Below are 25,600 nucleotides of genomic sequence, written 5' to 3'. Positions count from 1 at the left end.
GGCTACTCCCCTTTCTCCCGCACCGTCCCCCCGCCGAGCCCCTCCCACTCCACCCGATAGCCGAGCCGCGAGAGGGCGGCGCTCGCGTCGTCGATCCCGCGCTCGTCCAGGACCGACTCGGCCGCCGAGAGCGACATCCCGGCTTCCAACTCTTCGCCCGCCGCCGCCAGAACCGCGGGCCGCACGAGGGTCCGACCGATCCGCTCGTGGTCGGGGAACGACTTGTCCTCGATCGCCTCGACGCTCACGCCGTGCGCGTCGGCGAGGTCGTCGAGCCCGATCGCGTCGGCGTCGGGCGAGAGGGTTTCGGGGAGGTCGGCGGCGGCGTCGGCGACGAACTCGGCCTCGTACTCGCGGAGCACGTCGACGATCTCTTTCACGCGGACGGTCCCGGAGTAGGTGACGACGCGGTGGTCGCGCGCGGCGATCTCCTCGCCGACGCCGAGGCTCTCGTCGACGGCGACCAGCAGGTCCACGTCCTCCACGTCGGCGAGCTGGGAGAGCTTCTTCTCGACGTACTCTGGGGTCCAGAAGCCCATCACCTCGAAGAACAGCCGGAAGTCGGCGTGGTCGTAGTCGAACGCGAAGTCGGGGATCATCACCCGGGTTCCGGTTTCGAGGGGCTCCGGCTCGCGGACGAGGGTCCAGTCGAGGTCAAGCCCGCGGAACCGCCCGGCGAAGTCGGCCTCGACCCCGCTGTCGAAGTCGGGCTCGGCGACCGGCTCGACGCCCGGCACCGTCACGTCGCCGTCGGAGAGACGCATGGTGCGCTCGCGCCCGCGGTCGTCGATCGTCGCCGAGAGCTCCCACTCCGCCGACTCCGCGACGGTCCGGAGCAGCCGAGCGAAGGCCGTCCCGTAGCGCCGGGTGCGCGAGAAGAGCGCGTCGGGGCCGGTGACCACCAGTTCGCGGCCCTGGGGGGTCTTCTCCAGTTCGTACATCAGGCGCAGTCGCTTCACGGCGGAGACGAGCCGCTTCGGGTCGTTCGACCGCACTCGGACCTCGGTGGCGTCGAAGAGGGCGGTCTGGGCCAGCGAGAGGTCGTACTGTTCGAGGAGCGAGTTCGGGTCCCACCGCACGTCGGCGTCGACGAGGACCTCGTTGACGTCGCGGTCGGCGTACAGCGACGCCTCCACGTCGCCGGGGTCGATCCCGAGCGCGTCGGCGGCGCGGTCGACCGCGGCCTCGCGCTCGGCCTCGCTCGCGACGCCCACGGCCTCCGCGGCCTCGAACGCGGCCCGTCGGACGCGGCGCGGGGGAACCGGAGCGCGCGTCTCGAAGGCGCACTCGCGCTCCACGAGCGCGGCGAGCCCCCGAACCAGTTTGAAGTCGCCGCCGGCGTCGGCGGCGTCGGCCTCCAGATCCGCCAGCGCGTCGTCGAGGTCGCCGCGCCGCTCCCCGACGTGGGACTCGAAGGCCCCGAGCACCCGCGCCGCGAGCGGGCGGTGATCGCGGGTCGCGAAGCGCGGGCGGTACCCACCGCCGGCCCGGGAGACGCGAAGGAGGTCCTTTCGTAGCACGCTCCCGCGGTACGGGCCGGTCGACCTAAAACGGGCGGATCCGGTCGACGACGGCGAGGGACGTTCCGGAGCGACGGCCGATTGCGAATCAGTCGTCGGCGTGCCCCGTTTCCGGTGTGAACGTGACCCCGTCGATCTCGATCTCGTCCGGTACGCGGTCGGTGTCGTGCGACCCAACCGGCGGGACGTTCACCGCCGCGGCGGCGGACGCGTCAAGGTCGGTCTCGCCGTCGATGGCGGCCATCTCGCCGTCCGCGTCCCGGGCGTCCTGATCGATGCGCATCGAGCAGAACTCCGCGCCGCACATCGAGCAGAACCGGGCCTCCTTGTAGTTATCTCCGGGGAGCGTCTGATCGTGGGAGGACCGCGCGCGGTCGGGATCGAGCGCGAGGTCGAACTGCCGGGCCCAGTCGAACTCGTAGCGCGCCTCCGAGAGGGCGTCGTCCCAGTCGCGCGCGCCCGGAAGCCCGTTGGCGACGTCGGCGGCGTGGGCCGCGATCCGATACGCCGCGAGCCCGTCTCGCACGTCCTCCGCGTCGGGGAGGCCGAGGTGCTCTTTCGGGGTGACGTAGCAGAGCATCGCCGCCCCCGCACGCGCCGCCTCGGTTGCACCGATCGCGCTCGTGATGTGGTCGTATCCCGGGGCGATGTCCGTCACGAGGGGACCGAGCACGTAGAACGGCGCGCCGTCGCACACCTCCTGCTGCCGGTCGACATTGTCGGCGATCTCGTCCATCGGGACGTGGCCGGGGCCTTCCACCATCACCTGCACGCCGTGATCCCACGCGACGCGAGTCAGCTCGCCGAGGGTGTCGAGTTCGGCGAACTGCGCCTCGTCGCTCGCGTCGGCGAGGCAACCGGGGCGGAGGCCGTCACCGAGCGAGACCGTCACGTCGTGTGCCGCGAGAATCTCGCAGATCTCCTCGAACTTCGCGTACAGCGGGTTCTGCATCCCGTTCTCCTCGATCCACTGGGCTAGGATCGAGCCGCCGCGCGAGACGATTCCGGTCGTGCGACCGTCGGTCAGCGGCAGGTGCTCCAGCAGCACGCCCGCGTGGATCGTCATGTAGTCGACCCCCTGTTCGGCCTGCTTCTCGATCACGTCGAGCAGCAGTTCGTGAGTGATCGCGGACGGGTCGTCCGCTCGCTTCACCGCCTCGTATATGGGAACCGTGCCGACGGGGACCGGCGAGTACGCGACGTTCGCCTCGCGGGTCTCGTCCAAGCGCTCCCCCGTCGAGAGGTCCATGACGGTGTCTGCGCCGTAGTGGACGGCGGCGTGGAGCTTCCGGAGCTCCGCGTCGAGGTCGCTGGTCGATTCGCTGTTGCCGATGTTGGCGTTGACCTTCGTCGAGAACTCCCTCCCGATGATCATCGGGTCGAGCGAGTCGTGGGCGTGGTTGTTCGGGATCACCGCCTGCCCGTCGGCGATCTGCCGACGGACGAACTCGGGATCGCGGTTCTCGCGCTCTGCCACGCGCTCCATCGCGGGCGTGACCTCGCCGTCTCGGGCCCGCTGGATCTGTGTCGGCGCCATTGATTACTCAGTTATATCACTAGCTAATATACTCTTGGGTGTACGGTTCGACGGTCTCCGCGGGACACGGGTGCGACACGCTTAACTCCGAAACCCGCCGATCGAAGGGTAATGAGTACCGACGCGGCGAGTGACGCGGACGCCGGAAGCGAGGGAGAAGACCAGCCCGAGGCGTTCGTCCGGACCTGCGAACATCTCGTCGATCGGATTCTCGCGGGCGAGATCGACCGCGACGACCTGGAGTCCGCCAAGCTCGACGCCTGCTCGGAGTTCGGCTCCCCGAAGGTCCCGAAGAACACCGAGATTCTGGACCACGCGCCCACGGAGGCTCGCGACGACGTGATCGAGGTCGTGCAGCGGAAGCCGATTCGGACCGCTTCCGGCGTCTCGCCGGTCGCGATCATGACCTCGCCGAAGCTGTGCCCGCACGGGAAGTGCCTCTACTGCCCCGGCGGGCCGGCTTCCGAGTTCTCCTCGGCGCAGTCGTACACGGGCCACGAGCCCGCCGCGGCCCGCGGCGAGCAGAACGACTACGACCCGTACGGGCAGGTCACCCTCCGGCTCGAACAGCTCCGGAAGATCGGCCATCCCGTCGACAAGGTGGAGCTCATCCTGATGGGCGGGACGATGACCGCGCGCTCGCACGACTACCAGGAGTGGTTCGTGAAGCGCGCGCTCCAGGCGATGAACGACTACGACCTGGACAAGGAGCCCGAACCGGCCGAGGGCGAGTCGTTCGCGCCCGCTCCCGAGGAGACGGAGTTCGAGTACCTCGAGGACGTGATCGCGGAGAACGAGACCAACGAGATCCGCAACATCGGGACGACGTTCGAGACGAAGCCCGACTGGTGTGACCCCGAGCAGATCGACCGCATGCTCGATCTGGGCGGCACCAAGGTGGAGGTCGGCGTCCAGACCACCTACGAGCGGATCAACCGCGAGATGCACCGCGGGCACGGCAACGAGGCCTCCCGGAACGCCAACCGCCGGCTCCGCGACGCCGCGTTCAAGGTCGGCTTCCACATGATGCCGGGCCAGCCGGGGATGACCCGCGAGATGTGTATCGAGGACTTCCGGCAGCTGTTCGAGAACCCCGACTGGCGGCCGGACTACCTCAAGATCTACCCGACCCTCGTCGTCGAGGGGACCCGGATATACGACCGGTGGCGCCGCGACGACTTCGAGCCCCTCTCGAACGAGGAGGCGGCCGACGTGGTCGCCGAGGCGATGGACCACATCCCCAAGTACACGCGGCTCCAGCGCGTCCAGCGCGACATTCCGGCCGACTTCATCGAGGGCGGCGTCTGGAAGTCGAACCTCCGACAGCTCGCCGACCGGCGGGCCGAACAGAAGGGGATCGTCCAGCGCGACATCCGCGCCCGCGAGGTCGGCCACAACGACGCCGACCCGGACCCGGACGACGTCGAACTCGACGTGATGACCTACGAGGCCGGCGGCGGGACGGAACACTTCATCTCCTTCGAGGACCCCGTCCGCGACCTGCTCGTCGGCTTCTGTCGCCTCCGGTTCCCCTCCTTCGCGCCCGACCAGCCCGGCGCGCCGGGCACCGAGGGCGACGCGATTCGCCGCGAACTCGAAGACGCCGCCTTGATCCGCGAACTCCACGTGTACGGCAGCGAAGTCGCCATCGGCGGCGACGGCGACTGGCAGCACCAGGGGTACGGCAAGCGGCTCCTCCAACGCGCCGAGGAGCTGGCCCGCGACGCCGGCTACCGCAAGATGGCGATCATCTCCGGGATCGGCGCCCGCGAGTACTACCGGACCAAGCTCGGCTACCACCAGGACGGGCCGTACGTCTCGAAGCGGCTGTAGGCGCCCCGAGGGTCGACCCCTCGACCGTCCGTCCTCACAACGACACGTCTTTTTCCGGGCCGGCTGTCTCCTTGGTGTATGGACCAGAAGCGGGAGCTGTCGAGCATCGACCTCGGCGCGCTCGTCACCGAGCTCAATCGGTACGAGGGCGCGAAGGTCGACAAGGCGTACCTCTACGACGACGACCTGCTCCGGCTGAAGCTCCGCGACTTCGACCGCGGCCGGGTCGAACTGATGATCGAGGTGGGCGATATCAAACGTGCTCACGTCGCGGATCCCGACAACGTCTCGGACGCCCCCGGTCGGCCGCCGAACTTCGCGAAGATGCTGCGCAATCGCATGTCCGGCGCCGACTTCGCGGGCGTCGAGCAGTACGAGTTCGACCGCATCCTCACCTTCGAGTTCGAGCGCGAGGACCAGAACACGACGCTCGTCGCCGAGCTGTTCGGGCAGGGGAACGTCGCCGCGCTCGACGAGACCGGCGAGGTCGTGGGCGCGCTTCAGACCGTCCGGCTCAAGTCCCGGACGGTCGCGCCCGGATCGCAGTACGAGTATCCGGCCTCGCGGCTCAACCCCCTCGACGTGAGCCTCGGCGGGTTCAAACGCCACATGCGCGAGTCCGACAGCGACGTGGTGCGGACCCTCGCCACGCAGCTCAACCTCGGCGGGCTCTACGCCGAGGAGGTGTGCACCCGGGCCAGCGTCGAGAAGGAGACGCCCATCGAAGAGGCCACCGACGACCAGCTCCGTGCGCTTCACGAGGCGCTCGAACGCATCGGCGAGCGGCTCCGCTCGGGCGACGTCGACCCGCGGGTGTACGAGGAGGAACTCGACGAGGGGGACGGAGACGGCGGCGAGGACGACGAGGCCGACGACCGCGACCCCCGCGTCGTCGACGTCACGCCCTTCCCGCTCTCGGAGCACGAGGGGCTTCCGAGCGTCGGCTTCGACTCCTTCAACGCCGCCGTCGACGAGTACTTCTACCGGCTGGAACACGAGGAGTCCGACGCGGGGGAGGCGCCGACGGACGCGAGCGCCTCGCGGCCCGACTTCGAGGAGGAGATCGCCAAACAGGAGCGGATCATCGAACAGCAGAAGGGGGCGATCGAGGGGTTCGAGGAGCAGGCGGAGGCGGAGCGCGAGCGCGCGGAGCTGCTGTACGCCGAGTACGACCTCGTCGACGAGGTGCTCTCGACGGTGCAGGAGGCCCGCGAGAACGACGTGCCCTGGGACGAGATCGCGGAGACCCTCGACGCCGGCGCCGAGCGGGGGATCCCCGCGGCGGAGGCCGTCGTCGACGTCGACGGCGGCGAGGGGACGGTGACGGTCGAACTCGGTGAGGACGACACCCGCGTCGAACTCGACGCGAGCGCGGGCGTGGAGGTCAACGCCGACCGCCTCTATCAGGAGGCCAAGCGGATCGAGGGCAAGAAGGAGGGCGCGATGGAGGCCATCGAGTCGACCCGGCAAGATCTTGAGGCGGTCAAAGAGCGGAAGGCCGAGTGGAAGGCGAAGGAGGCGGCCGACGACGAAGAGGGCGGAAGCGACGCCGGCGGCGGCGAGGGGGACGAGGGCGAGGAGGAGTACGAGACCGACTGGCTCTCGCGCTCCTCGATCCCGATCCGGAGCCCCGACGACTGGTTCGAGCGGTTCCGCTGGTTCCGGACCTCGACGGGGTACCTCGTCATCGGCGGGCGCAACGCCGACCAGAACGAGGAGCTTGTGAAAAAGTACATGGGCAAACACGACCGGTTCTTCCACACGCAGGCGCACGGGGGACCGGTGACGCTGTTGAAGGCCGCGGGGCCCTCCGAGTCGGCGGACCCGGTCGACTTCTCGGAGGAGACCCTGCGTGAGGCCGCGCAGTTCGCGGTCTCCTACTCGTCGGACTGGAAGGACGGGCGCGGCGCGGGCGACGCGTACATGGTCGAGCCGGATCAGGTGTCGAAGACGCCGGAGAGCGGCGAGTACATCGAGAAGGGGAGCTTCGTGATCCGCGGCGACCGCACCTACTTCGAGGACGTGCCCTGCCGGGTCGCCGTCGGCGTCCAGTGCGAGCCCGTCACGCGCGCCATCGGCGGCCCGCCCTCGGCCATCGTCGACCGCGCGGCGACGAGCGTCACGCTGGAGCCGGGGATGTACGCGCAGAACGACGCCGCGATGATGGCGTACCGCGAGCTGAAAGGCCGGTTCAAGGACACCTCGTTCGTGCGGAAGGTGGCGAGCGCCGACCAGATACAGGAGTTCCTGCCGGCGGGCGGCTCCGACATCGTGGACTGAGGTGGTCTCCCGGTCGCCGGGGGAGCCGGCCGGCCACCTCTCCCGCCCGGAGCGCGACCCTTTCAAGCCCTCGCCCCCGACTCCGCCCATGAGCTTCGAGGCGCTGCCGGACGGCTGGCGGGTGTGGAACGAGGAGCCGAGCGGCCGGGCGATCCTCGTGTACCGCCCGGACGTGTTCGGCGGCGACGACCTCCCGTCCGAGTGTCTCCCGACGATCTACCTGACGAACGGCGCGCGCAACGCCCGGCCCGGGTCGGGCCAGTACGCCACCGAGGAGTGGCACGTCGTCCTCTTCTTGGAGCCCGAGATCGAGGCGATCTCGGAGACGTACGAGAGCCGCGAGACCGGCGCGGCCGCCGCCGTCGACGCGGCGGAGCGGTTCGCCGCAGGCGACGTGGACTACCGGGCCGCCTACCAGGTGCCGCGCGAGGCGTACTTCGAGCGGTTGGACGAGTACGTCGACGAAGACTGAGAGGGTCGCCGCGGGAGGGATGCGATCGCTGTCGCGTCGGGGAATCAGCGTCTTTGATCCACTCCTGTGCATACTTCTGTAGGTTACACGGATGATTGCACCACGAACACGAGGGTTTTTATCGACTCACGTCCCACCGACGTGTATATGCAAGCCGGTGGGGACAACACCGCTGACGAGCCGCGAGAGAAGTGCGGCGTCGTCGGCGTCTCGCTCGCCGACCGCGAGGCCGCGCGACCGCTGTACTACGCGCTGTACGCGCTCCAACACCGGGGACAGGAGTCCGCGGGGATCGTCACGCACGACGGCTTCCAACAGCACAGCCACGTCGAGCGCGGGCTCGTCGGCGACGCGTTCGACGAGGGCGACCTGGAGTCGCTGTCGGGCGGCACCGGCATCGGCCACGTCCGGTACCCGACCGCCGGCAGCCTCGACAAGAGCTGCGCGCAGCCCTTCTCGGTCTCCTTTAAGTCCGGGTCGCTCGGGCTCTCGCACAACGGGAACCTCGTCAACGCCGACGAGGTCCGGGCGGAGCTCGCGGAGGCCGGCCACGCGTTCACCTCCGACGGCGACACCGAGGTGATCGCCCACGACCTCGCGCGCAACCTCCTCGAAGAGGACCTCGTCCGGGCGGTCAAACACACGATGAACCGGATCCACGGCTCCTACTCGCTGGCGATCACCCACGACGACACGGTCCTCGGCGTGCGCGACCCCCTCGGGAACCGCCCGCTGTGTCTCGGAAAGATCGACGGCGGCTACGTGCTCGCCAGCGAGTCCGCCGCCATCGACACGCTCGACGGGGAGCTGATCCGCGACGTGCGCCCCGGCGAACTGGTCGTCTTGGACCCCGACGGGAGCGGGTACGACACGTATCAGCTCGTCGAACGCGAGTCGTCCGCCCACTGCTTCTTCGAACACGTCTACTTCGCCCGTCCCGACTCCGTGATCGACGAGAGCCTCGTGTACGAGGTACGTCGGAAGCTCGGCCGGAAGCTCTGGGAGGAGTCCGGCGTCGAGTCGGACGTGGTGATGCCCGTCCCGGACTCGGGGCGGGCGTTCGCCTCCGGCTACGCCGACGCCGCCGGCGAGACGACCGCGGACGGGGACCCCCGCCCCGAGGGCGAAGGGGGGATCGAGTTCGCCGAGGGGCTGATGAAGAACCGCTACGTCGGTCGGACGTTCATCATGCCGACCCAGGACGAGCGGGAGCGCGCGGTCCGGCTGAAGCTCAACCCGATTCGGTCCACCGTCGAGGGCAAGTCGGTTACCATCATCGACGACTCGATCGTCCGGGGGACCACCTCGACGCAGCTCGTCGAACTGGTCCGCGAGGCGGGCGCCGAGGAGGTCCACCTCCGGATCGGCGCGCCGGCGATCGTCGCGCCCTGCTACTTCGGGATCGACATGGCGACCCGCGAGGAGCTGATCGCCGCCGACGCCTCCACCGAGGAGATCCGGGAGGAGGTGGGCGCGGACTCGCTGTCGTACCTCTCGATCGACGCCGTCGCCGACGCGCTCGGCGAGAGCCGCGCGGACCTCTGTCTGGGGTGTGTCACCGGTGAGTACCCGTTCGACGTGGAGGGCGAAGAGGCGGACCGCGACATCGAGGGGACCGCGCCCGGCGCGACCGCGGCCGACGACTGATCGAGCCTCCGTCCAGCGTTCCGACCGCATTCTGTCCGCTGCCGATGCCCTTTCACGGCGCGGCGGTGGAATCGGGAATTTAAATACGCCCACGACGGGAGGTACGCGTATGACATCCGACGCCGACGAGACAACGATGAGTCGCCGCGGACTGTTCAGGGCCGGCGCCGCGGGGGCCGCCGTCGCAACGGGCCTCGCCGCCGGTTCCGGCGGAGCGGCGGCTCAGTACGACGGCTGGCTGGACGACGTCGACAACTACGACGGCACCCACGATTACACCGGGCAGGACGAGGTCACGGTCGACGTCGGCGCGGTCGACGGCCTCAAGTTCGGGCCGGCGGCGATCCTGATCGATCCCGGGACGACGGTCGTCTGGGAGTGGACCGGACAGGGCGGCGCGCACAACGTCGTCGCCGAGGACGGGACGTTCGACAGCGGCGAGACGGTCAGCGAGGAGGGAGCCACCTTCGAGTACACCTTCGACGACGCGTCCGACGGCGACACGTTCAATTACCTCTGTGTCCCCCACGAGGCGGTCGGGATGAAGGGCGCGGTCGCGGTCGGATCGGTCGACGACGACCTCGTGACGCCCGGCGGTGACGGGGGCGACGGTGGAAGCGGTAACACGACCGACGGCGGCAACACGACCGACGGCGGCAACACGACCGACGGCGGCAACACCACCGACGGCGGATCCGGCGGTCGCGATCTCACCGCCGGCGACATCGGCGCGCTCGCGCTCGGCTTCGGCTTCGCCGGGGCGCTGCTCGTACCGCTGTTCTACGCCGCTCACAAGATGGCGAACGAGGAGTAGGGCGCCGGCACCCGCCCGATTCCGGCCCTTTGCGTCGGTTCATGGCCGCTTCTCTCAGAAGGCGTGATGTAACATGAGGTAGACGCCGATCCCCATCGTGAAGGAGATCAGCCAGAGCACCGCGGCGACGGAGCCGACCTGCGCGTGCCGGGTGTGGTACAGATCCTCGTACGGTCGGGTGGCGGCGAGCAGTAGCGCGTAGAAGACGAACGGGACGCAGGCGATCGCGAGCAGGATGTGTATCGCGAGGAACGGGAGATAAACGTACGTGTACACGATCTCCGGGCCGGGGAACTCGGCGGTCCCCACGAGGATCAGCCGGTAGAGGTAGCCGCCGAGGAACGCGACGAACAGTCCGAACGACGAGAGCATGAACGCCTTGTGGCGGCGGACGTTCCCGCGGGAGATCGCCCGCCAGCCGAGCAGGATGGTGGCGATCGCGGTCGTCGATATCACGGCGTTGAGGTGCGGGAGCGTTTCGAGGACGGCGTCGCTCGCGCGCGGAAGCACGCTACTCGGGATCGCGCCGCCGACGGCGCCGAACACGAGCGCGAGCGCGGCGGCGGACAGGAGGGCGGTCAGCGTCGGGACGTTCTCGCGGGCCCACTCGGACATGTTGCGATCGCTGGGACGCCACCCCCAAACGCGTGCCGGTTTCGACGACTCGGTCCCGGCGGGTGGCTCGTCGCGTGCGTCCTCTCGATCGGTGGCAACCTCCGTCACGGTCCGGCCGAATGGAAGGGCTTTTAATTAGGGGAAGGGTACGTGGAGACGCGACAGAACACCGCGAGCGTGGGTAGCCAAGCCAGGCCAACGGCGCAGCGTTGAGGGCGCTGTCCTGTAGAGGTCCGCCGGTTCAAATCCGGTCCCACGCATCGCTCGGCGGAACACCCGCCACACCGATGCACGGTGTTGTCTCTACGACAGCACCCACGCACAATTCCTTTCGGCCGCTACGTGAGGAGTGACGACTTTGCGTTTGACTGCAGATCGGCGGCGGACACCTCCAAAGCCCCAGTCGCCGAGGGGCACGCTCGCTGCGCTCCTCAGTCGCTCGTTCCACTCGCTCCTTGCGGTGCTTACGTCCCCTGCGTGCCCCTCGGCGACTGCCCCTTTGAGTCCCACCCAACCGCGACCGCACAGCACCTCACGCCTCCCCAGCCTCGCGGCTCGCGCTCTCCGAGCGCTCACCGCGTCCCTCGCGCGTGCTCCTCGCGCCCTGCGGGCGCTCGGCGGCACGCGCCATCGCCTCGTTTATTTATAAATCACGTCGCCGGCGTCGATCGCGGCCGCTCGCTCGACCGGCCGATCGTCGCCCACGCGAACTGCCACCCTTTTAGTCACGCGCCGCCGGAGTGAGGCGTAATGAGTACGGACGCGACCCCCGAGTACGACTACGAGGAGCTGGGGCTCGTCGCCGGGCTGGAGATCCACCAGCAGCTCGACACGGCGACGAAACTGTTCTGCGACTCCCCGACCGTCGAGCGCGACCCGGACGAGGCCGACCGGGAGATCACCCGTCGCCTCCACCCGACGAAGAGCGAACTCGGCGAGCTCGACGACGCCGCCATGGAGGAGAGCCGCGTCGACCGCGAGTTCACCTACCTCGCGTACGACACCACCTGCCTCGTCGAGGAGGACGACGAGCCGCCCCGCCGGGTCGATAGCGAGGCCCTCTCCGTGGCGCTCCAGATCGCGGACCTGCTCGACATCTCCGTCGTCGATCAGGCGCACGTCATGCGGAAGCTCGTCATCGACGGCTCGAACACCTCCGGCTTCCAGCGTTCGATCCTGCTGGGGCAGGCGGGCGAGATCGAGACGAGCGAGGGGCGCGTGTCGATCGCGGACCTCATGCTCGAAGAGGAGTCGGCCAAGCGCGTCGAGGAGACCGAGGAGGGCGTCGTCTACTCGCTCGACCGGCTCGGCGTCCCGCTCGTCGAGATCGGGACGGGTCCGGACATTCGGAGCCCCGAGGGCGCTCGCGAGGCCGCCGGGCGCATCGGGATGCTGCTCCGCTCGACCGGCGCGGTCAAGCGCGGGCTCGGCACGATCCGGCAGGACGTGAACGTCTCCATCGCCGACGGCGCCCGCGTCGAGGTGAAGGGCGTCCAGGACCTCCAGGGGATCGAGGACATCGTCCGCGGCGAGGTCGGGCGGCAGGCCGAGCTCCTCGACATCCGCGACGAACTCGTCGAGCGCGACGCGAGCGTCGGCGACGTGCGCGACGTGACCGACACCTTCGCCGACACCGAGTCGGGGGTCATTCGCGGCGCGCTCGACTCGGGCGGGAAGGTGACGGCGGTCCCTCTCTTCGGCTTCGACGGGCTCGTCGGCCGCGAGATCCAGCCCGACCGCCGGCTCGGCACCGAGCTCTCGGACCACGCGAAGCGCCACGGCGCGGGCGGCATCTTCCACACCGACGAGCTGCCGGCGTACGGCGTGACCGAGGCGGAGGTCGACGCCCTCCGCGACGCGGTCGGAGCCGGCGAAGACGACGCGGTCGCCATCGTCGCCGCCGATCCCGAGACCGCCGACCTTGCGATCGAGGCCGCCGCCGAGCGCGCGGAGACCGCGATCGAGGGCGTCCCCGAGGAGACCCGCGGCGCGAACGACGACGGGACGACGCGGTATCTCCGCCCCTTGCCGGGCGCGGCGCGGATGTACCCGGAGACGGACGTGCCGCCGGTCGAGCCCGACCCGTCCGACGTGGAGCGGCCGGAACTGCTCGACGAGAAGGCCGAGCGGTACGCCGACGAGTTCGGGCTCGACGCCGGCCTCGCCGAGCAGGTCGCGTTCGGCCAGCGGTTCCCGCTGTTCGAGACCGCGGTCGAGCGCGGCGTCGACCCCACCTTCGCCGCGTCGACGCTGGAGTCGACGACGACGGAGATCCGCCGAGAGGGGGCGCCCGTCGAGAACCTCACCGACGACCACTTCCTCGCGCTCTTTGACCTCGTCGAGGACGGCGACCTCGCGAAGGAGGGCGTCCCCGAAGTGCTGACGACGCTCGCGGAGGACCCGTCGCTGTCGGCGTCCGAGGCGGTCGAGGAGGCGGGGCTGTCGGGCGTGAGCGAGGACGAGGTTCGGGAGGCCGTGGTGGAGGTCGTCGAGCGCAACGCGGACCAGATCGAGGCGGAAGGGATGGGCGCGTTCTCCGGGCTGATGGGCGAGGCGATGGGGGCGCTCCGCGGGAAGGCCGACGGCGAAGTCGTCTCCGACATGCTGCGCGAGGAGATCGGCAAGCGGACGTAGATCCCGGTGTGTAGAGCGCCTGTTCATAAACGACGGACTAGAGATCGACGGCGAACGCCTCCAGAGCCCCAGCCGGGAGGCGGGCGCACAGCACCTCACACCTCCCCAACCTCGCCGCTCGCTCGGGGCTCCCTTCGGTCGCCCACCTCACTCGCGGCGTCCCTCGCGCGGCGCTCCTTCGCGGCCGCCGGTGGCGGCCGCTCGGAGGCGCGCGCCACCGCATATCTGTTTATAAGCGATCGTCGCGATCCATTCCGTTTAAAACCACTGCCGTTGCCTAGGCGAGACCGGTTCCTCAGTCCGTCAGCTCCTCGATCAGCGTGTCGAGGTCGTACGTCGCCGGCGCACGCGGCTCGTCGCGCAGGGTGGCGATCGTGAACGTCGAGTTCGTACGCTCGACCTCGGGGATCGCCTCGAAGTCGCTGATCAGGCGCTCGACGGTATCCGACGAGGAGAGCCGCGCGAGGACGACGAAGTCGGTCTCGCCCATCGTGAAGAACGCCTCCGTCACGCCCTCGACCGCGAGCAGTTCGTCCGCGAACTCCTCGTAGGGGCCCTCGTAGTCCGCGAGCACCTCGACGATCACCGTGACGCCGAGCCCGAGCGCCTCGTGGTCGAGGTCGTACAGGTCGTTCTCGATCACCCCGTCCTCTCGGAGGTTGTTCAGCCGGTAGTGGATCGTCGACACCGGAATGTCGGTCTCTTCGTGGAGCCGCTCGGGGCTCCCGGTGCCCAGATCCGAGATCGCCTTCAACAGCCGCACGTCGCGCTCGTCCATACCCCCCGTTCGCGTGATGGTCTGTTATATATTTCGACCGATATAGTTGAATCCCAATACAAAATTAGCGCTCATTTCGGGGACCGAATCGCATCAGATTCGTATGTCTGATTGTTCATCCCAGATCAACGCTTGATCGAGAGAATAGTTTAACTATCTCTGTCAACTTCGAATAGATAACCAATGAATCTGCGGTCCCTCATTTCCACTCCCGAATCGATCGTCGCCGCGTTCGTCCTCCTCGCGACCCTGTGGGGTACCTCCTTCGTCGCCATCGAGGCCGGGCTGCACTACTTCCCGCCGCTGCTGTTTGCCGGCGTGCGCTACGCGATCGCCGGCGCCGTCGTGCTGGGCCTCGCCGCGGTCATGTCCGGCAGGACGGTCCCCCGAGGCCGCGACGAGTGGCTCGGCGTCGCCGTCGCCGGCGCCTTCGTGATCGCCGCGTACCACGGCCTGTTGTACGTCGCCGAACTCCACATCACGGGCGCCGTCGCCGCCGTGGTCGTGAGCCTCGCACCGGTGTTGACCGCCACGTTCGCGGCCCTGCTCCTCCCCAACGAGCGGCTCGGCCCCTTCGAGATCGGCGGGTTCGCGCTCGGGATCCTCGGCGTGATCGTGATCGCCGACCCGATGGAGGCGGGGCTCGGTAGCGCCGCCCTGTTCGGCGTCGGGCTCGCGTTCGCCGGCGCGGTCGCCTTCTCGCTCGGCGCGGTGCTGCTCCGCCCGCTCCGTACCGACCTCCCGATCGCCGCGCTGCAGGGGTGGGCGATGGTCTCCGGCGCCGGGATGCTGTTCGTCGGGGCCGCCGTGCTCGGGGAGTCGCCCGCGGCGATCGTCTGGAACGCCACGTCGGTCGCGTCGCTGTCGTACCTCACCCTGCTGTCGGGCGTCGTCGCGTTCCTGATCTACTTCGCGCTGCTCGACGAGGTCGGGCCGGCCCAGCTCCACCTCGTCGGCTACGCGGAACCGGTCGTCGCCGCGGTCGGGAGCTGGGTCCTGCTCGGCAGCCTGATCGACGCGGAGGCGATGGTCGGCTTCGTCGCGATCCTCGCCGGCTTCCTCGTCCTCGAACGCCACGAGATCGCGGCCTACGTCGGCGTCGAAGACGCGCTGCGAGCGCGCTGACCCGACCGTTTCGCTCCGCCTGATTCGCCTTATCCGCCGATGTCCTCGGTCAGCCCCGTCCGGAGGTCCCGCCCGAAGTAGTGACCGAGCAGCGCTAACGCGAGCCCCGCGCCGCCGCCGACAGCGACGAGCGGCAGTCCCCACTGCGAGAGGTAGTCGAGCCCGATCGGGAGGAAGCCGACGCCGAGGACGCTGGTCACCGCACTCGTCGCGCCCGCCGCGGCCCCGGCGATCCCCGTCTCGACGTACCGGCGGGTCGAGACGGCGAGGCCGAGCAGGAACGCGGCGAGGAACACGCCGCCCGCGGTCCCGATCGTCCCGCCGATGAGCGGGATCAGGCCGCCGACGAACACCCCGGCACCGACCGTGAAGAGCGCGAGCGCGAAGGCCTTCGCCGAGAACCAGCGGCCGTCCATCCCGACGCGGCCGCCGCTCCCGGAGCCTCCAGTGGCACTTCCCGGTCCGCCGACGCTCCCGGCGTCCGAATCGGTGCCCGCGGCCGAGTCGGAGCCGCCATCGCCGTCGGCGAGGTCGTCGTCGAGGAGGTCGTCGAGGTCGTCCATCGGGTCGCCGTCGGACGCCTCCCGCTCCTTGGAGGGTTGCATACCCGAGCGTTCGCCCGTGAGACCTTGTGTCTTGCGCCGAGGGCGACGTACACCCCTCGATCGCCGGTCAGTCGGATTTCGTGCGGCTTGCTACCACTCGCCGTTTCACCGGAAACCCGGTGTCTCCGGACGTTCGACTCCGCCTTCGGGCCCGGCACTGATAGGACTGCGTGCCTCCGACCCGCATCCGGACCCGGAACGGCTTTGCGCGTTCGCGCCGACCGCGTCGATATGGACACGCGTCGCGCGCTGCTCGACGCCCTCGTCGACGGCCCCGTCTCCGGCCCCGCGCTCGCCGACGACCTCGGCGTGTCGCGGGCGGCGGTCTGGAAGGCGGTCGAGTCGCTCCGCGAGGAGGGGTTCGCGGTCGAGTCGACCTCGGAGGGATACGCCGCGCCCGACGACCCCGGCTACTCCGCCGCCGGCCTCGAGTTCGGGCTCGGCGCTCCCTACGAGATCGAGTACCACGACCGAATCGCGTCGACGAACGAGCGAGCCCGCGAGCTGGCGGCCGAGGGGGCCGACGGGATCGCGGTCGTCGCCGACGAGCAGACCGGCGGGCGAGGGCGTCTCGACCGCGAGTGGGTCGCCCCGAGCGGCGGCGTCTGGCTCTCGCTCGCGATCCGGCCCGACGTACCGCCGGCTCGTGCGCCGCTTTTCACCCTCGCCGCCGCGGTCGCGACCGCCGACGCCTGCCGGGAGGCGGGCGTCGACGCTCACATCAAGTGGCCGAACGACGTGCTCGTGGGCGGGCTCGGCGGCGAAACCGACGGCGACGCCGATGGCGACGCGCCCGGCGCCTCCGGCGGTCGCGGCGGTCGCAAGGTCGCGGGGATCCTCACGGAGATGGAGGGCGAGGCCGACCGGGTGTCGTGGCTGGTCGCGGGGATCGGCGTCAACGCCAACATCGACCCCGGGGCGCTTCCCGCCGACGCGACCTCCCTGCAAGAGGTGCTCGGGGAGCCCGTCGACAGGCGTCGGTTCGCCGCGACCCTCCTCGAACGCTTCGCGGCGCTCGCGGGGACCTCGGACCGCATGGACCGGATCCTCCCGGCGTGGCGCGAACGCGCGAGCACCCTCGGCCGACGCGTCCGGGTGGACACCCCGAACGGCCCGGTGACTGGCACCGCGGTCGACGTGGAGCCACCAGGCGCGCTCGTGATCGAGACGGACGACGGGACGCGTCGGGTCCACGCCGGCGACTGCGAGCACCTGCGCGACGCCGGCGACTGAGCGTCGCTCGTCTCGCTCGCGACAGACCGCGGAGCCGGCGGCCGCAGGCTAGCTCCGTCCGGTCGCTTCCGGCTCGCCGTCGACCGGCGCCTCGCTTTCGGCCGAGACTTCGCTTTCTGCCGGCGCCTCGCTTTCGACGGCGGCGTCTCCCGGAACGTCGCCGTCCAGCCGCACCGTCAAGACGGGGACGCTCGACCCGCGAACCACCTTTTCGGCGACGCTCCCGAGGAGGAGCCGGTCGATCCCCCCCCGTCCGTGCGTCCCCATCACGATCAGGTCGCAGTCGTTGCCCTCGGCGTACCGGATGATCTCCTTGCTCGGAGAGCCCTCCGCGACCGCCGTCTCGACGCCGAGTTCGGTCTCGGCGGCGAGCGACTCGACCTCCGCGACCGCCTCCTTCGCGTCGTCTCGCAGGAGGTCTCCGACCCCCTCCCACGAGCTCTCCATCGGCATCCCCGCGTAGCTCGCCGTGTCGACCACGTACAGCGCGTGCACGTCCGCGCCGTGGACCGACGCGAGGTCGAGGGCGTGCGCGACCGCCCGCTTTCCCTCCGCGGAACCGTCGGTCGGGACGAGGATCCGATCGTATAGGGTCATACGTTCACACATATCACGGAACCGCCCGTACATAACTCTTTGCGCGCTTTGCCGGTTCTCTCGCGGCCGGAACCGGGGAACTTCCGTCGAGGCGCGTGTTTAAGCCCTCGCACGCCGATATCCACTCATGACATCCGAAGTTCACCTCTCGCGCGTCGAAGACGAATTCCGAGACTACGCTTACCCGGTCGCCCGCGAGAACCTCGTCGAGTCCTGTACCGGCACGACCGTGCTGTTCGCCGACGGCGACGCCGACCTCGGCGACCTCGTTGCTGACATCGACCAAGAGCGGTTCGAGAGCGCCGAGGACGCCTTCGCCGCGCTCCAGAACGTGCTCCCGATCGAGGCGCTCGGGGAGCCGGGGCAGTCGGACGGCGACGCCTGACCGGACTCGGTTACCTCCCCTCAGCCGCTGACAGCCCGCCCCGCGTCACCGCTCCCCACGTCACGGCGCGTCTCGCATCGCTTTTTACCGTGGATCGCGCAGTGATGCCAATGAGTTACCGGATCGGCCTCGTCGGCAAGCCCTCAGTGGGGAAGTCGACGTTTTTCAACGCCGCGACCATGAACGACGTGCCCGAGGGCGCGTACCCGTTCACCACGATCGACCCGACCGTCGGCGAGGCGTACGTCCGCGTCGACTGCGCCGCCCCCGAGTTCGACGAGAGCTGCACGCCGAACGTCGGCGTCTGCCGCGAGGGCACCCGTTTCGTCCCGGTCAAGCTCGTCGACGTCGCCGGCCTCGTCCCCGGTGCCCACGAGGGGCGCGGGCTCGGCAACCAGTTCCTCACCGACCTCAACGAGACCGACGTGCTGATCCACGTCGTCGACTTCTCGGGCAAGACCGACATCGAGGGCGAGGCGACCGAGGGCCACGACCCGCGCGAGGACATCGACTTCCTAGAGGAGGAGCTCGACGCGTGGTACCTCGACGTGTTAGAGAAGGGGCTCGAAAAGTTCGAGACGCGCTACCACGGCGCGGACGCCGCGATAGAACGGGAGCTCGCCGAGCAGATGTCCGCGTTCGGAATCGACAAGGACCGGATGAAGCAGGTGATCCTGGCGGAGGGCCTCGAACTCGACCCGGAGACGTGGGACGACGCGGACAAGGCGGACCTCGCCCGCGAGATCCGGAAGCGCACGAAGCCGATGGTCGTCGCCGCCAACAAGATGGACACCCCCGAGGCGCAGGCGAACTGGGAGGAGATCACGAGCGACCCCGATTACGACCACCTCTCCTTCGTCCCCGCGAGCGCCCACGCGGAGAAGGCGCTGAAGAACGCCGACGACGCCGGCGTCGTCGACTACACGCCCGGCGAGAGCGACTTCGAGGTCGTCGGCGACGTCTCCGGCGATCAGGAGGCGGGCCTCGATCAGATCGGCGAGTTCGTCGCCGAGTACGAGGGGACCGGTGTCCAGGGCGCGCTCGAAGCCGCCGTCTTCGACGTGCTCGGGTGTATCGCCGTCTTCCCCGGCTCCGCGAACGGCAGCAAAGACGAGAAGGGCGTCTTCCGCGACTGCTTCATCCTCCCCGGGGGCTCGACCACCGAGGACTTCGCGTTCCACATCCACTCGGACATCGGCGAGGGGCTCCTCCACGGCACCGACTGCCGGAGCAACCGACAGGTCGGCGCCGACCACGAACTCTCCCACCGCGACGTGATCGAACTGGTCTCGACGAAGCAGGCGGCGCCGTAGGTCGGTCGTCGGAGTTCAGTCGCCGCCGTCGTTCAGTCACCACCGCCGTTGACGCGCGGAACCGCTCCCGCCGTTCCGACCGGCGTCGCCGAGTCGGGGAGGTCGGCGAGCCCGAGTCGGTCGAGCAACTGAGCCGTCGGCCGTCCCTCTCGGTCCCAGCCGCGGTACGCGTAGTACCGATCGAGGAGGCCCTCGAACGCGTCGGGATCGAGGCCGTCGTCGCCTCCTTCATCCGTTTCGCTCCCCTCACCGGTCCCCCGCGTCAGCGCCTCCGGGAGCCCGTCGTCGCGGCGCTCGAACCCCTCCCGGAGGTTGAACAGGCGCGTGAGCGTCCACACGCGCTCGCCGAGGAGCCGGAGGTCCGCGGGGTCACGCTCGTCGCCGAGGGCGGCGAACCACTCGGCGGCCGCCGCCGGCCCGAAGCTCTCGGCGAGGAAGTCGTCGCCGACGAGACACCACAGCGCGGCCCGCCGGTCCTGCTCGTCGGCGACGGTGGCGGCGCGCTCGGCGGGGCTCCACCCCGGATCGGCCACGGCCTCGGTCTCGACGGGTCGCGCGCGTCGGTGACAGCCGCCGCGGTCGCCGGTCGCGAACGCCAGCGCCATCGTCGCCGCGCCGCGCGGGTCGTACGAGGCGAGTTCCATCCCCTTCACGGTCGGCACCATACCCGTCCCGCCGAACCGCTTCGCGGCGTCCGCCACCCCGTCTGCGAGCGCGTCGCCGAGGGGGGTCGAGCGCGCCGCGATCTCCTCGATCAACTCTCGGGCGGCCGCCTCGTCGCCGAATGAGAGCCCGCCGTCGACGCCGTGGTCGGCAGGGTCGATCAGTCCCGCGTCGCTCGCGCGGACCGCCCACGCGACCGCGTTGCCGGCGGATATCACGTCGATCCCGAGTCGGTCACAGACGCCGCCGAGAGTCGCCACCGCGTCGAAGTCGTCGATCCCGAGTCCCGAGCCGAGCGCGATCGGCGTCCCGCCGCGCGGGACGGTCGTGTCTGAACCGCCGTCGTCGTGTGACTCGGTTTCGTCGCCGGCCGGCACTCGGAACCCTCCCGGAACCGGAGCGTCGGGGCGCTCGCGGCCGGCCGCGCGCTCTCTCGCGCGCTCGACGCCGAGCCCCTGCGCGCCGTCGAATTCGCGGGCCTGCCAGCCGCGAGTCGGCAGCACACCGGTCTCGTGGCCGAACTCGACCGTTTCGAGGGTGTCGCCCGCGGCGAGCCACCGCCCGGCGCCGCTGTCGGCGAACGCCTCCTCGCTTCGCTCGCGGAGCGCCCTGAGCGCGGCCGGGACCTCCGGCGACCGATCGCGGGCGACCACCGCTTTGAGCCCCTTCGAGCCCATCACCGCGCCCGCGCCGCCTCGGCCAGCGTGGTGATCGCCGCCGTCGGAGGCGATCGTCGCGTACCGGACCCCCGCCTCGCCAGCCGGACCGACGCAGGCGACGGCGGCGTCCGGGAACCGGGCGTCGGTCTCGGCCGCGTCGAGCCCCCGGAGGTCGCTCGCGGGCTCGATCGTCGCCTCGCCGCCGCTGAGCGAGAGCACGACCGGCTCGTCGGCCGCGCCCTCGATCACGACGCCGAGGTGGTCGCCGAGCGAGCCGGCCAGCCGGGCCGCGAACGACCCGCCGCCGTAGGAGTCGAGGAACGCGCCGGTGAGCGGGGACTTCGTCACCGCCGCGTAGCGGGGCTCGCCGGGGAGGTAACCGGTGAGGGGACCGACGACGAACGCGAGTCGGTTCGCCGGCGAGGCCGGGTCGACGCCCGGTTCCATCTCGTAGAGGTACCGCGCGCCGAGCCCTTTTCCGCCGACGTAACGCGCGAGCCACTCCTCGGGGACCGGATCACTGCGTACGCGCTCCGCTGAGAGGTCGACGCGGAGCATCCGGTCGGGAACGGTCATCGTGAGACACCTCGCCGGCGAGCGTGATTAAACCACACGCTGGAGGCAGGCGGCCTCACCCCGATCGAACCCGACACCCCGACCGACGGGCTTTCGCCCCCGGCCGACCACGGGTTCGAACATGAACGAAGTCGTCGACGCCCTCGGCGCGGCCGCGGGGACGACCTGCCTCGTCGGCGCCGGCGGGAAGAAGACCACCCTCTACGCGCTCGCCGGCCGACTCGACCGGGCCGTGCTCACCGCGACGGTCCGGATCCCCATCTTCGACCGCGAGGTCGCCGCGGTTCGCGTCACCGAGGATCCCGTGGCCGCGCTCAACGAAGCCGCGGCGAGCGGAGGGGACGAGCCGGCGGGAGGCGCCGAGTCGATGAGCGACGCCGAACCGGCGGGAGGCGCCGATTCGTTCCCGCTCGGACTGGTCCCGGAGCGCGAGCGCGACGACCGGTATCGCGGGTACGATCCCGCGATCGTCGACGAGATCGGGAGCGCGCACGACGGACCGGTCCTCGTGAAGGCCGACGGCGCCCGAACGCGGCTGATCAAGGCACCGAACGAGCGCGAGCCGCAGATCCCCGCGAGCGCGGACACCGTGGTTCCGGTGGCGAGCGTCGGCGCGGTCGGGGAGCCGCTGACGGCGGAAACGGCCCACCGCCCCGAGCGGGTCGCGGCGATCGCTGACGCCGCGGTCGGCGACGAGATCACGGCCGAACTGATCGGTCGCGTCCTCGCGCACGAGCAGGGCGGTTTGAAAGGGATCCCGAACGGCGCGACCGCTGTCCCCCTCGTGAACGCCGTCGACGACGACGCCGACGAGAAGGTCGCACGGGAGATCGCCCGAGTCGTCCACGAGCGAGCGGACGTGTCACGGGTCGTCCTCGCGCGGATGATCGAGGGAGAGATCGTGGACATCGCCGAGTGAGAGATCGTGGACATCGTCGAGTGAGCGCCGTCGGGATCGGAGCCGTCCACGCGGGGGCGCCTATCCGTCCAGTTCGTCCACGATCCGCTCGCGTATGTCTCCGGCGTCGACGGGCGCCCAGGCCTCGATGTCGTAGGTCACGTCGGCGAGGACTTCGAGCCGATCTGCGTCGCCCGCCCCGATCGCGGCCACCGCGTCCTCGGACAGTCGCCCCAAGACAGCTTCCGAGAGGGTCTCGCGGTCCACGCCGCGCTCGGGCACGTCGAGGATGTGCGGGAGGTCCTCCGCGTCCGGCGGCAGCGAAGGGAACGCCGCCGGGCCGACCGCGAGCGCGACCGCGCCGCTCTCGGCGTCGCGGTCAGCGGCGGCGGTGAGGTCGGCGAGGGCCGCGCCTCGGTCACCGCTTCCCCCCGCCTCCGAGAGCGCCGCGGGCGGCGCGGGGACGAGCGCGTACTCCGCGACCGCGACGTCGATGCCGGCTGCGATGGCCTCGTCGTCGACCTCGGCGCGCTGTTTGAAGGCGAGCTCCGAGAGCGCTCGCGACAGCTCCTCGCGGGTGAGCCACTCGAACAGGTCGACGACGCCGGCGAGGTCGTCGCGGGCGGCGACGCTGGGGGCGTCGTCCTCGGAGCCCGCGGGTCCGTCTCCCATCGTCAGTCCTCCCCGGGCGCGGCGTCGACGCCCGGGTCCGCGGGCCGCGGCCGATCGGCCTCTCGCGGCTTCCGGCTCGGTCTCCCCGAACCGCCCTCCCGAACCGCCGCGATGTCGGCCCGCGCCGCGTCGGCGACTTCCGCGGTCGTGACGGGGGCGTCGCGCCACGCCGGCAGGCGGGTGTCCGGCCCGGGCTCGCCGAGGGCGTCGACGTACGTCTCGACCTGCTCGCGCTCGGCCGCGCGGTCGTAATCGAGGCCGTTGAACGCGGCGTCCGTCTCGTAGCCGCGGATCAGCCCGTCGGCCGCCTCGCGGTAGCGGTCTGCGAGCGCGTCGTACTCGACCCCGACGCCGGCGTTTTCGATCGCGCGGAGTGTCGCCTCGCCGACCGCTCGGCTCATGTCGGCGAGCCCGGTCGGTCCGTCGACGGAGCGGTGTTCGTGCTCGTACCGCCCCAGGTCGACCTGCGCGCTCCCCGCGAAGCCGGCGTGCGTGAACGTCTCGCCGAGCGTCCCGACCTCTAACCCCCAGCCGCGCTGGATCCGGAGCCGCGAGACGAGGTCGGTCGTCGCCGCGAACTCCCCGGCGAGCGCGTAGCGGAACGCGTCGAGGTACTCCAGAATCCCGGCTTCGCGTCGCTCGGTCGCGTCGGCGAGCGCGCGGACCAGCGGTCGGAAGAACAGTCGGAACAGCCGCCCGTACAGCGATCCGTCCTCGACTCGGGCGTAGTACCCCTTCGAGAACTCGTGACCGTGCGCGAGCGGGAACAGCAGTCGGGTGACGAACGCGGGCGAGTACGTCTTCGTGTCGGCGTCGTGGACGACGACGAACTCCTCCTCCAAGGCGCGGCCGAGTCCGAGCCACACGTCCCGGCCCTTTCCGCGCTCGCCGTCGAGCCCCCGGGCCGCGAGCAGTTCCGTGAGCCGCGGACCGCCGCACCACAGGGGCTCCACGTTCACGTCGAACCCGTCGAGCCAGTCGGCGAAGGGCCCGACGCGCTCGGCCGGGGCCCGGAGGGGGACGACGACCCGCGCCGGATCGACCGACTCCAGCGCCGTCAGGACCCGGTCGGCCGCGAGCGTCCCGTACTCGCGCTCCGTCATCGGTACGACGACCGCCGCCCGTCCGGTGGGGGCCTCCGGCCGGTGGTCGGTCAACGCGTGCAGCGTGGTCACGCGCTCTTGTACGTACTCCATCTACCAGTCACACGGGCGCGAGGCCCTAAACAGATGCGATACCCGTGCTCCCGTGCCGGTCCCGGCGTCAGAGCGGACGACCGACCCCGCTCACCGCGCCGGCTCCGAGCCCGCGGCGCCACCGGGGACCCGCCCGACGTGCTCCAGCACCGCGTACGCGACGACGACGAGCGCGAGCCCACCGGCGAGCGAGAGGAACACCGCGTCGTAGCCGGCACCGGCCTCGATCGCCTCGCCGACGACCCACGAGCCGGCCGCCTGCGTCGTCATCATCCCGGCGGAGAAGACGGCGTACGCCGACGCCCGCGACTCGTCCGGCAGCGAGGCGAGGAGGTAGGTGTCGCCCGCGGGGAACAGCATGTGGATCGCGAACCCCACGACGACGCTGGCGGCGACGACCGCGGCCAGTCCCGAGGAGACGACCACGAGGACGACCCCGACGAGGAACGTCGACACGATCCCGAGCAGGTACGGGACGTGCGGGAGTCGGTCGGCGAGGTCGCCGGAGATGAGAAACGCCGGGACGCCGGCGGCGAAGATCACCGTCAGCAGGTTCCGCGCGGTCGCGTCGGGGAGTCCCTTATCGATCATGTACAGCTCGTAGAAGTTGAACAGGCCCTGCCAGACGAAGCTCGTGAGCCCCATCAACACGACCCCGGCGAAGATCAGCTTCCACTCCGAGAGCGCGCCGGCGACGAAGTCGGTGTCGCTCGCGCCGGCGTCCGGGAGGTCCGTCCGGCGGGCGAAGGCGACGAAGACGACCGTCGACGCGGCGGCGGCGAGCGCGAGCCCGTAGAAGGCGAGCCGCCAGTCGTACCAGAGCGCGACCGTGACGACCGGCGCGGCGGCGACGGCGGCGAGTTGGCTCGCCATCCCGTGGACGCCCATGACGCGCCCGACGCGGGTCGGGAACAGCTCCGCGATGAAGGGGTTGGCGGCGACGAAGTAGACGCCGGACGCCAGGCCGATCGCGAACGTGGCGAGCATCAGCGTCGGCACGCCCGGCGCGAGCGCGACGCCGAGCGCGCCGAGCGTCAGCATCACCCCGGAGACGAGGATCACGAACTGCCGGGAGAAGCGCGTGAGCGCCCACCCCGCGGGGAGCCGCGGGGCCGCCGAGCCCAGCCACGCGAGCGTGACGATGAGCCCCGCCGTTCCCTCGCCGATCGCGAACTCGCCGATGAACTCGCCCACCAGCGGCGCGAACACGACCCGCGCGAAGTTGACGAGGAAGATGATCGCACACAGCGATCCGAACAGCCGGCTCCGTGACACAGGCGGCGTTGACGGCGGCGGGAGACAAGGGTTGCGAAAGCGACGCGTCCGACCGGCGTCGTACGGGGTTTTTATACAGTCACGCGATCAACTTCGAGGCATGAAATCGACGCGGAAGGGGCTTCGCGACGGCGACCTGTTCAAGGACACCTACGAGCGGCTGAACTGCGCCGACTGCGAGAAGGTGCTGAAAAAGCAGAACGACCCGGACGAGGTGTTCTCCGTGCGCGTCTGTCCCGAGTGCGAGGCCGAGTTCAAGGAGCTGCGCTAACC

General features: G+C 70.4%; 22 protein-coding genes and 1 tRNA gene. 13 read left to right on the top strand and 10 right to left on the bottom strand.

Features of this window, described 5'->3' with window-relative positions; translation table 11 throughout:
* Positions 1-2: 2 nt before the first annotated feature.
* Positions 3-1,520 carry a DUF790 family protein gene (locus C471_RS01270; RefSeq protein ID WP_004045945.1) on the bottom strand — a complete coding sequence of 506 codons (1,518 nt, stop codon included), beginning with the start codon at positions 1,518-1,520 and terminating at the stop codon, positions 3-5.
* An 88-nt stretch (positions 1,521-1,608) separates the two neighbouring features.
* Positions 1,609-3,057 carry a phosphomethylpyrimidine synthase ThiC gene (thiC, locus tag C471_RS01265; RefSeq protein WP_004045944.1) on the bottom strand — a complete coding sequence of 483 codons (1,449 nt, stop codon included), beginning with the start codon at positions 3,055-3,057 and terminating at the stop codon, positions 1,609-1,611.
* Between the two features lie 111 nt (positions 3,058-3,168).
* Between thiC and C471_RS01260 the strand changes: the two genes are divergently transcribed.
* The 5 genes from C471_RS01260 to C471_RS01240 all read left to right on the top strand — a co-directional run bounded on the left by C471_RS01260 (position 3,169) and on the right by C471_RS01240 (position 10,103).
* A complete protein-coding gene (locus C471_RS01260) occupies positions 3,169-4,890 on the top strand; it encodes a tRNA uridine(34) 5-carboxymethylaminomethyl modification radical SAM/GNAT enzyme Elp3 (RefSeq protein ID WP_004045943.1) in 1,722 nt (573 codons plus the stop codon).
* A gap of 78 nt (positions 4,891-4,968) precedes the next feature.
* Positions 4,969-7,170 carry a ribosome rescue protein RqcH gene (gene rqcH, locus C471_RS01255; RefSeq protein ID WP_004045942.1) on the top strand — a complete coding sequence of 734 codons (2,202 nt, stop codon included), beginning with the start codon at positions 4,969-4,971 and terminating at the stop codon, positions 7,168-7,170.
* 88 nt (positions 7,171-7,258) lie between these two features.
* Complete coding sequence (locus tag C471_RS01250) at positions 7,259-7,642, top strand: DUF5820 family protein (RefSeq protein WP_004045941.1); 384 nt, start codon at positions 7,259-7,261, stop codon at positions 7,640-7,642.
* Between the two features lie 147 nt (positions 7,643-7,789).
* A complete protein-coding gene (gene purF / locus C471_RS01245; protein WP_004045940.1) occupies positions 7,790-9,289 on the top strand; it encodes an amidophosphoribosyltransferase in 1,500 nt (499 codons plus the stop codon).
* Between the two features lie 109 nt (positions 9,290-9,398).
* Complete coding sequence (locus tag C471_RS01240; RefSeq protein ID WP_004045939.1) at positions 9,399-10,103, top strand: halocyanin domain-containing protein; 705 nt, start codon at positions 9,399-9,401, stop codon at positions 10,101-10,103.
* Between the two features lie 54 nt (positions 10,104-10,157).
* Here C471_RS01240 and C471_RS01235 read toward each other — a convergent pair whose 3' ends face one another.
* A complete protein-coding gene (locus tag C471_RS01235) occupies positions 10,158-10,718 on the bottom strand; it encodes a DUF420 domain-containing protein (RefSeq protein WP_004045938.1) in 561 nt (186 codons plus the stop codon).
* Positions 10,719-10,893: 175 nt separating this feature from the next.
* On the opposite strand from C471_RS01235, the gene C471_RS01230 reads away from it, so the two are divergent.
* Both C471_RS01230 and gatE read left to right on the top strand, forming a co-directional pair.
* A tRNA-Leu gene (locus C471_RS01230) sits at positions 10,894-10,978 on the top strand.
* 490 nt (positions 10,979-11,468) lie between these two features.
* Entirely contained in the window at positions 11,469-13,352 is a 1,884-nt protein-coding gene (gene gatE / locus C471_RS01225; RefSeq protein ID WP_004045937.1) for a Glu-tRNA(Gln) amidotransferase subunit GatE, read from the top strand.
* Between the two features lie 295 nt (positions 13,353-13,647).
* Here gatE and C471_RS01220 read toward each other — a convergent pair whose 3' ends face one another.
* Positions 13,648-14,130, bottom strand: coding sequence for an Lrp/AsnC family transcriptional regulator (locus tag C471_RS01220; protein WP_004045936.1), 483 nt, complete (start codon positions 14,128-14,130; stop codon positions 13,648-13,650).
* A gap of 183 nt (positions 14,131-14,313) precedes the next feature.
* Between C471_RS01220 and C471_RS01215 the strand changes: the two genes are divergently transcribed.
* A complete protein-coding gene (locus C471_RS01215; protein ID WP_004045935.1) occupies positions 14,314-15,255 on the top strand; it encodes a DMT family transporter in 942 nt (313 codons plus the stop codon).
* Between the two features lie 29 nt (positions 15,256-15,284).
* Here C471_RS01215 and C471_RS01210 read toward each other — a convergent pair whose 3' ends face one another.
* A complete protein-coding gene (locus C471_RS01210; protein WP_004045934.1) occupies positions 15,285-15,860 on the bottom strand; it encodes a hypothetical protein in 576 nt (191 codons plus the stop codon).
* Positions 15,861-16,091: 231 nt separating this feature from the next.
* Between C471_RS01210 and C471_RS01205 the strand changes: the two genes are divergently transcribed.
* The gene (locus tag C471_RS01205) at positions 16,092-17,093 is read left to right on the top strand and encodes a biotin--[acetyl-CoA-carboxylase] ligase (RefSeq protein WP_004045933.1); all 1,002 of its coding nucleotides are present in this window, start codon (positions 16,092-16,094) and stop codon (positions 17,091-17,093) included.
* A gap of 48 nt (positions 17,094-17,141) precedes the next feature.
* Here the strand turns inward: C471_RS01205 and C471_RS01200 are convergent, their stop codons facing one another.
* On the bottom strand, positions 17,142-17,690 hold the full coding sequence (locus C471_RS01200) for a universal stress protein (RefSeq protein ID WP_004045932.1): 549 nt from the start codon (positions 17,688-17,690) through the stop codon (positions 17,142-17,144).
* Between the two features lie 127 nt (positions 17,691-17,817).
* On the opposite strand from C471_RS01200, the gene C471_RS01195 reads away from it, so the two are divergent.
* Together C471_RS01195 and C471_RS01190 are read left to right on the top strand one after the other, a co-directional pair.
* On the top strand, positions 17,818-18,075 hold the full coding sequence (locus tag C471_RS01195) for a DUF5789 family protein (RefSeq protein WP_004045931.1): 258 nt from the start codon (positions 17,818-17,820) through the stop codon (positions 18,073-18,075).
* Positions 18,076-18,185: 110 nt separating this feature from the next.
* The gene (locus C471_RS01190) at positions 18,186-19,388 is read left to right on the top strand and encodes a redox-regulated ATPase YchF (protein ID WP_004045930.1); all 1,203 of its coding nucleotides are present in this window, start codon (positions 18,186-18,188) and stop codon (positions 19,386-19,388) included.
* Between the two features lie 32 nt (positions 19,389-19,420).
* Here C471_RS01190 and C471_RS01185 read toward each other — a convergent pair whose 3' ends face one another.
* Positions 19,421-21,286, bottom strand: coding sequence for an aldehyde ferredoxin oxidoreductase family protein (locus tag C471_RS01185; RefSeq protein ID WP_004045929.1), 1,866 nt, complete (start codon positions 21,284-21,286; stop codon positions 19,421-19,423).
* Positions 21,287-21,407: 121 nt separating this feature from the next.
* On the opposite strand from C471_RS01185, the gene yqeC reads away from it, so the two are divergent.
* Positions 21,408-22,205: a selenium cofactor biosynthesis protein YqeC gene (yqeC, locus tag C471_RS01180; protein ID WP_004045928.1), complete on the top strand. Its 798-nt coding sequence runs from the start codon at positions 21,408-21,410 to the stop codon at positions 22,203-22,205.
* Between the two features lie 60 nt (positions 22,206-22,265).
* Here yqeC and C471_RS01175 read toward each other — a convergent pair whose 3' ends face one another.
* The 3 genes from C471_RS01175 to C471_RS01165 all read right to left on the bottom strand — a co-directional run bounded on the left by C471_RS01175 (position 22,266) and on the right by C471_RS01165 (position 25,327).
* Entirely contained in the window at positions 22,266-22,856 is a 591-nt protein-coding gene (locus C471_RS01175; protein WP_004045927.1) for a DUF7109 family protein, read from the bottom strand.
* Between the two features lie 2 nt (positions 22,857-22,858).
* Positions 22,859-24,052, bottom strand: coding sequence for a hypothetical protein (locus C471_RS01170; RefSeq protein WP_004045926.1), 1,194 nt, complete (start codon positions 24,050-24,052; stop codon positions 22,859-22,861).
* 90 nt (positions 24,053-24,142) lie between these two features.
* Positions 24,143-25,327: an MFS transporter gene (locus C471_RS01165; RefSeq protein WP_004045925.1), complete on the bottom strand. Its 1,185-nt coding sequence runs from the start codon at positions 25,325-25,327 to the stop codon at positions 24,143-24,145.
* A gap of 100 nt (positions 25,328-25,427) precedes the next feature.
* On the opposite strand from C471_RS01165, the gene C471_RS17550 reads away from it, so the two are divergent.
* Positions 25,428-25,598 (top strand): HVO_0758 family zinc finger protein, encoded by a 171-nt coding sequence (locus tag C471_RS17550; RefSeq protein WP_004045924.1) that lies wholly within the window; start codon positions 25,428-25,430, stop codon positions 25,596-25,598.
* Positions 25,599-25,600: the final 2 nt, after the last annotated feature.

Source organism: Halorubrum saccharovorum DSM 1137 (genome assembly GCF_000337915.1).
Lineage (GTDB): Archaea > Halobacteriota > Halobacteria > Halobacteriales > Haloferacaceae > Halorubrum > Halorubrum saccharovorum.
This window is presented reverse-complemented; position numbering and strand designations above follow the sequence as displayed.

What these genes read in the sequence shown, in the direction of transcription:
- thiC (WP_004045944.1), bottom strand. Translation starts at nt 3,057, where the DNA reads ATGGCGCCGACACAGATCCAGCGGGCCCGAGACGGCGAGGTCACGCCC.
- C471_RS01260 (WP_004045943.1), top strand. Translation starts at nt 3,169, where the DNA reads ATGAGTACCGACGCGGCGAGTGACGCGGACGCCGGAAGCGAGGGAGAA.
- rqcH (WP_004045942.1), top strand. Translation starts at nt 4,969, where the DNA reads ATGGACCAGAAGCGGGAGCTGTCGAGCATCGACCTCGGCGCGCTCGTC.
- C471_RS01250 (WP_004045941.1), top strand. Translation starts at nt 7,259, where the DNA reads ATGAGCTTCGAGGCGCTGCCGGACGGCTGGCGGGTGTGGAACGAGGAG.
- purF (WP_004045940.1), top strand. Translation starts at nt 7,790, where the DNA reads ATGCAAGCCGGTGGGGACAACACCGCTGACGAGCCGCGAGAGAAGTGC.
- C471_RS01240 (WP_004045939.1), top strand. Translation starts at nt 9,399, where the DNA reads ATGACATCCGACGCCGACGAGACAACGATGAGTCGCCGCGGACTGTTC.
- C471_RS01235 (WP_004045938.1), bottom strand. Translation starts at nt 10,718, where the DNA reads ATGTCCGAGTGGGCCCGCGAGAACGTCCCGACGCTGACCGCCCTCCTG.
- gatE (WP_004045937.1), top strand. Translation starts at nt 11,469, where the DNA reads ATGAGTACGGACGCGACCCCCGAGTACGACTACGAGGAGCTGGGGCTC.
- C471_RS01220 (WP_004045936.1), bottom strand. Translation starts at nt 14,130, where the DNA reads ATGGACGAGCGCGACGTGCGGCTGTTGAAGGCGATCTCGGATCTGGGC.
- C471_RS01215 (WP_004045935.1), top strand. Translation starts at nt 14,314, where the DNA reads ATGAATCTGCGGTCCCTCATTTCCACTCCCGAATCGATCGTCGCCGCG.
- C471_RS01210 (WP_004045934.1), bottom strand. Translation starts at nt 15,860, where the DNA reads ATGCAACCCTCCAAGGAGCGGGAGGCGTCCGACGGCGACCCGATGGAC.
- C471_RS01205 (WP_004045933.1), top strand. Translation starts at nt 16,092, where the DNA reads ATGGACACGCGTCGCGCGCTGCTCGACGCCCTCGTCGACGGCCCCGTC.
- C471_RS01200 (WP_004045932.1), bottom strand. Translation starts at nt 17,690, where the DNA reads ATGACCCTATACGATCGGATCCTCGTCCCGACCGACGGTTCCGCGGAG.
- C471_RS01195 (WP_004045931.1), top strand. Translation starts at nt 17,818, where the DNA reads ATGACATCCGAAGTTCACCTCTCGCGCGTCGAAGACGAATTCCGAGAC.
- C471_RS01190 (WP_004045930.1), top strand. Translation starts at nt 18,186, where the DNA reads ATGAGTTACCGGATCGGCCTCGTCGGCAAGCCCTCAGTGGGGAAGTCG.
- C471_RS01185 (WP_004045929.1), bottom strand. Translation starts at nt 21,286, where the DNA reads ATGACCGTTCCCGACCGGATGCTCCGCGTCGACCTCTCAGCGGAGCGC.
- yqeC (WP_004045928.1), top strand. Translation starts at nt 21,408, where the DNA reads ATGAACGAAGTCGTCGACGCCCTCGGCGCGGCCGCGGGGACGACCTGC.
- C471_RS01175 (WP_004045927.1), bottom strand. Translation starts at nt 22,856, where the DNA reads ATGGGAGACGGACCCGCGGGCTCCGAGGACGACGCCCCCAGCGTCGCC.
- C471_RS01170 (WP_004045926.1), bottom strand. Translation starts at nt 24,052, where the DNA reads ATGGAGTACGTACAAGAGCGCGTGACCACGCTGCACGCGTTGACCGAC.
- C471_RS17550 (WP_004045924.1), top strand. Translation starts at nt 25,428, where the DNA reads ATGAAATCGACGCGGAAGGGGCTTCGCGACGGCGACCTGTTCAAGGAC.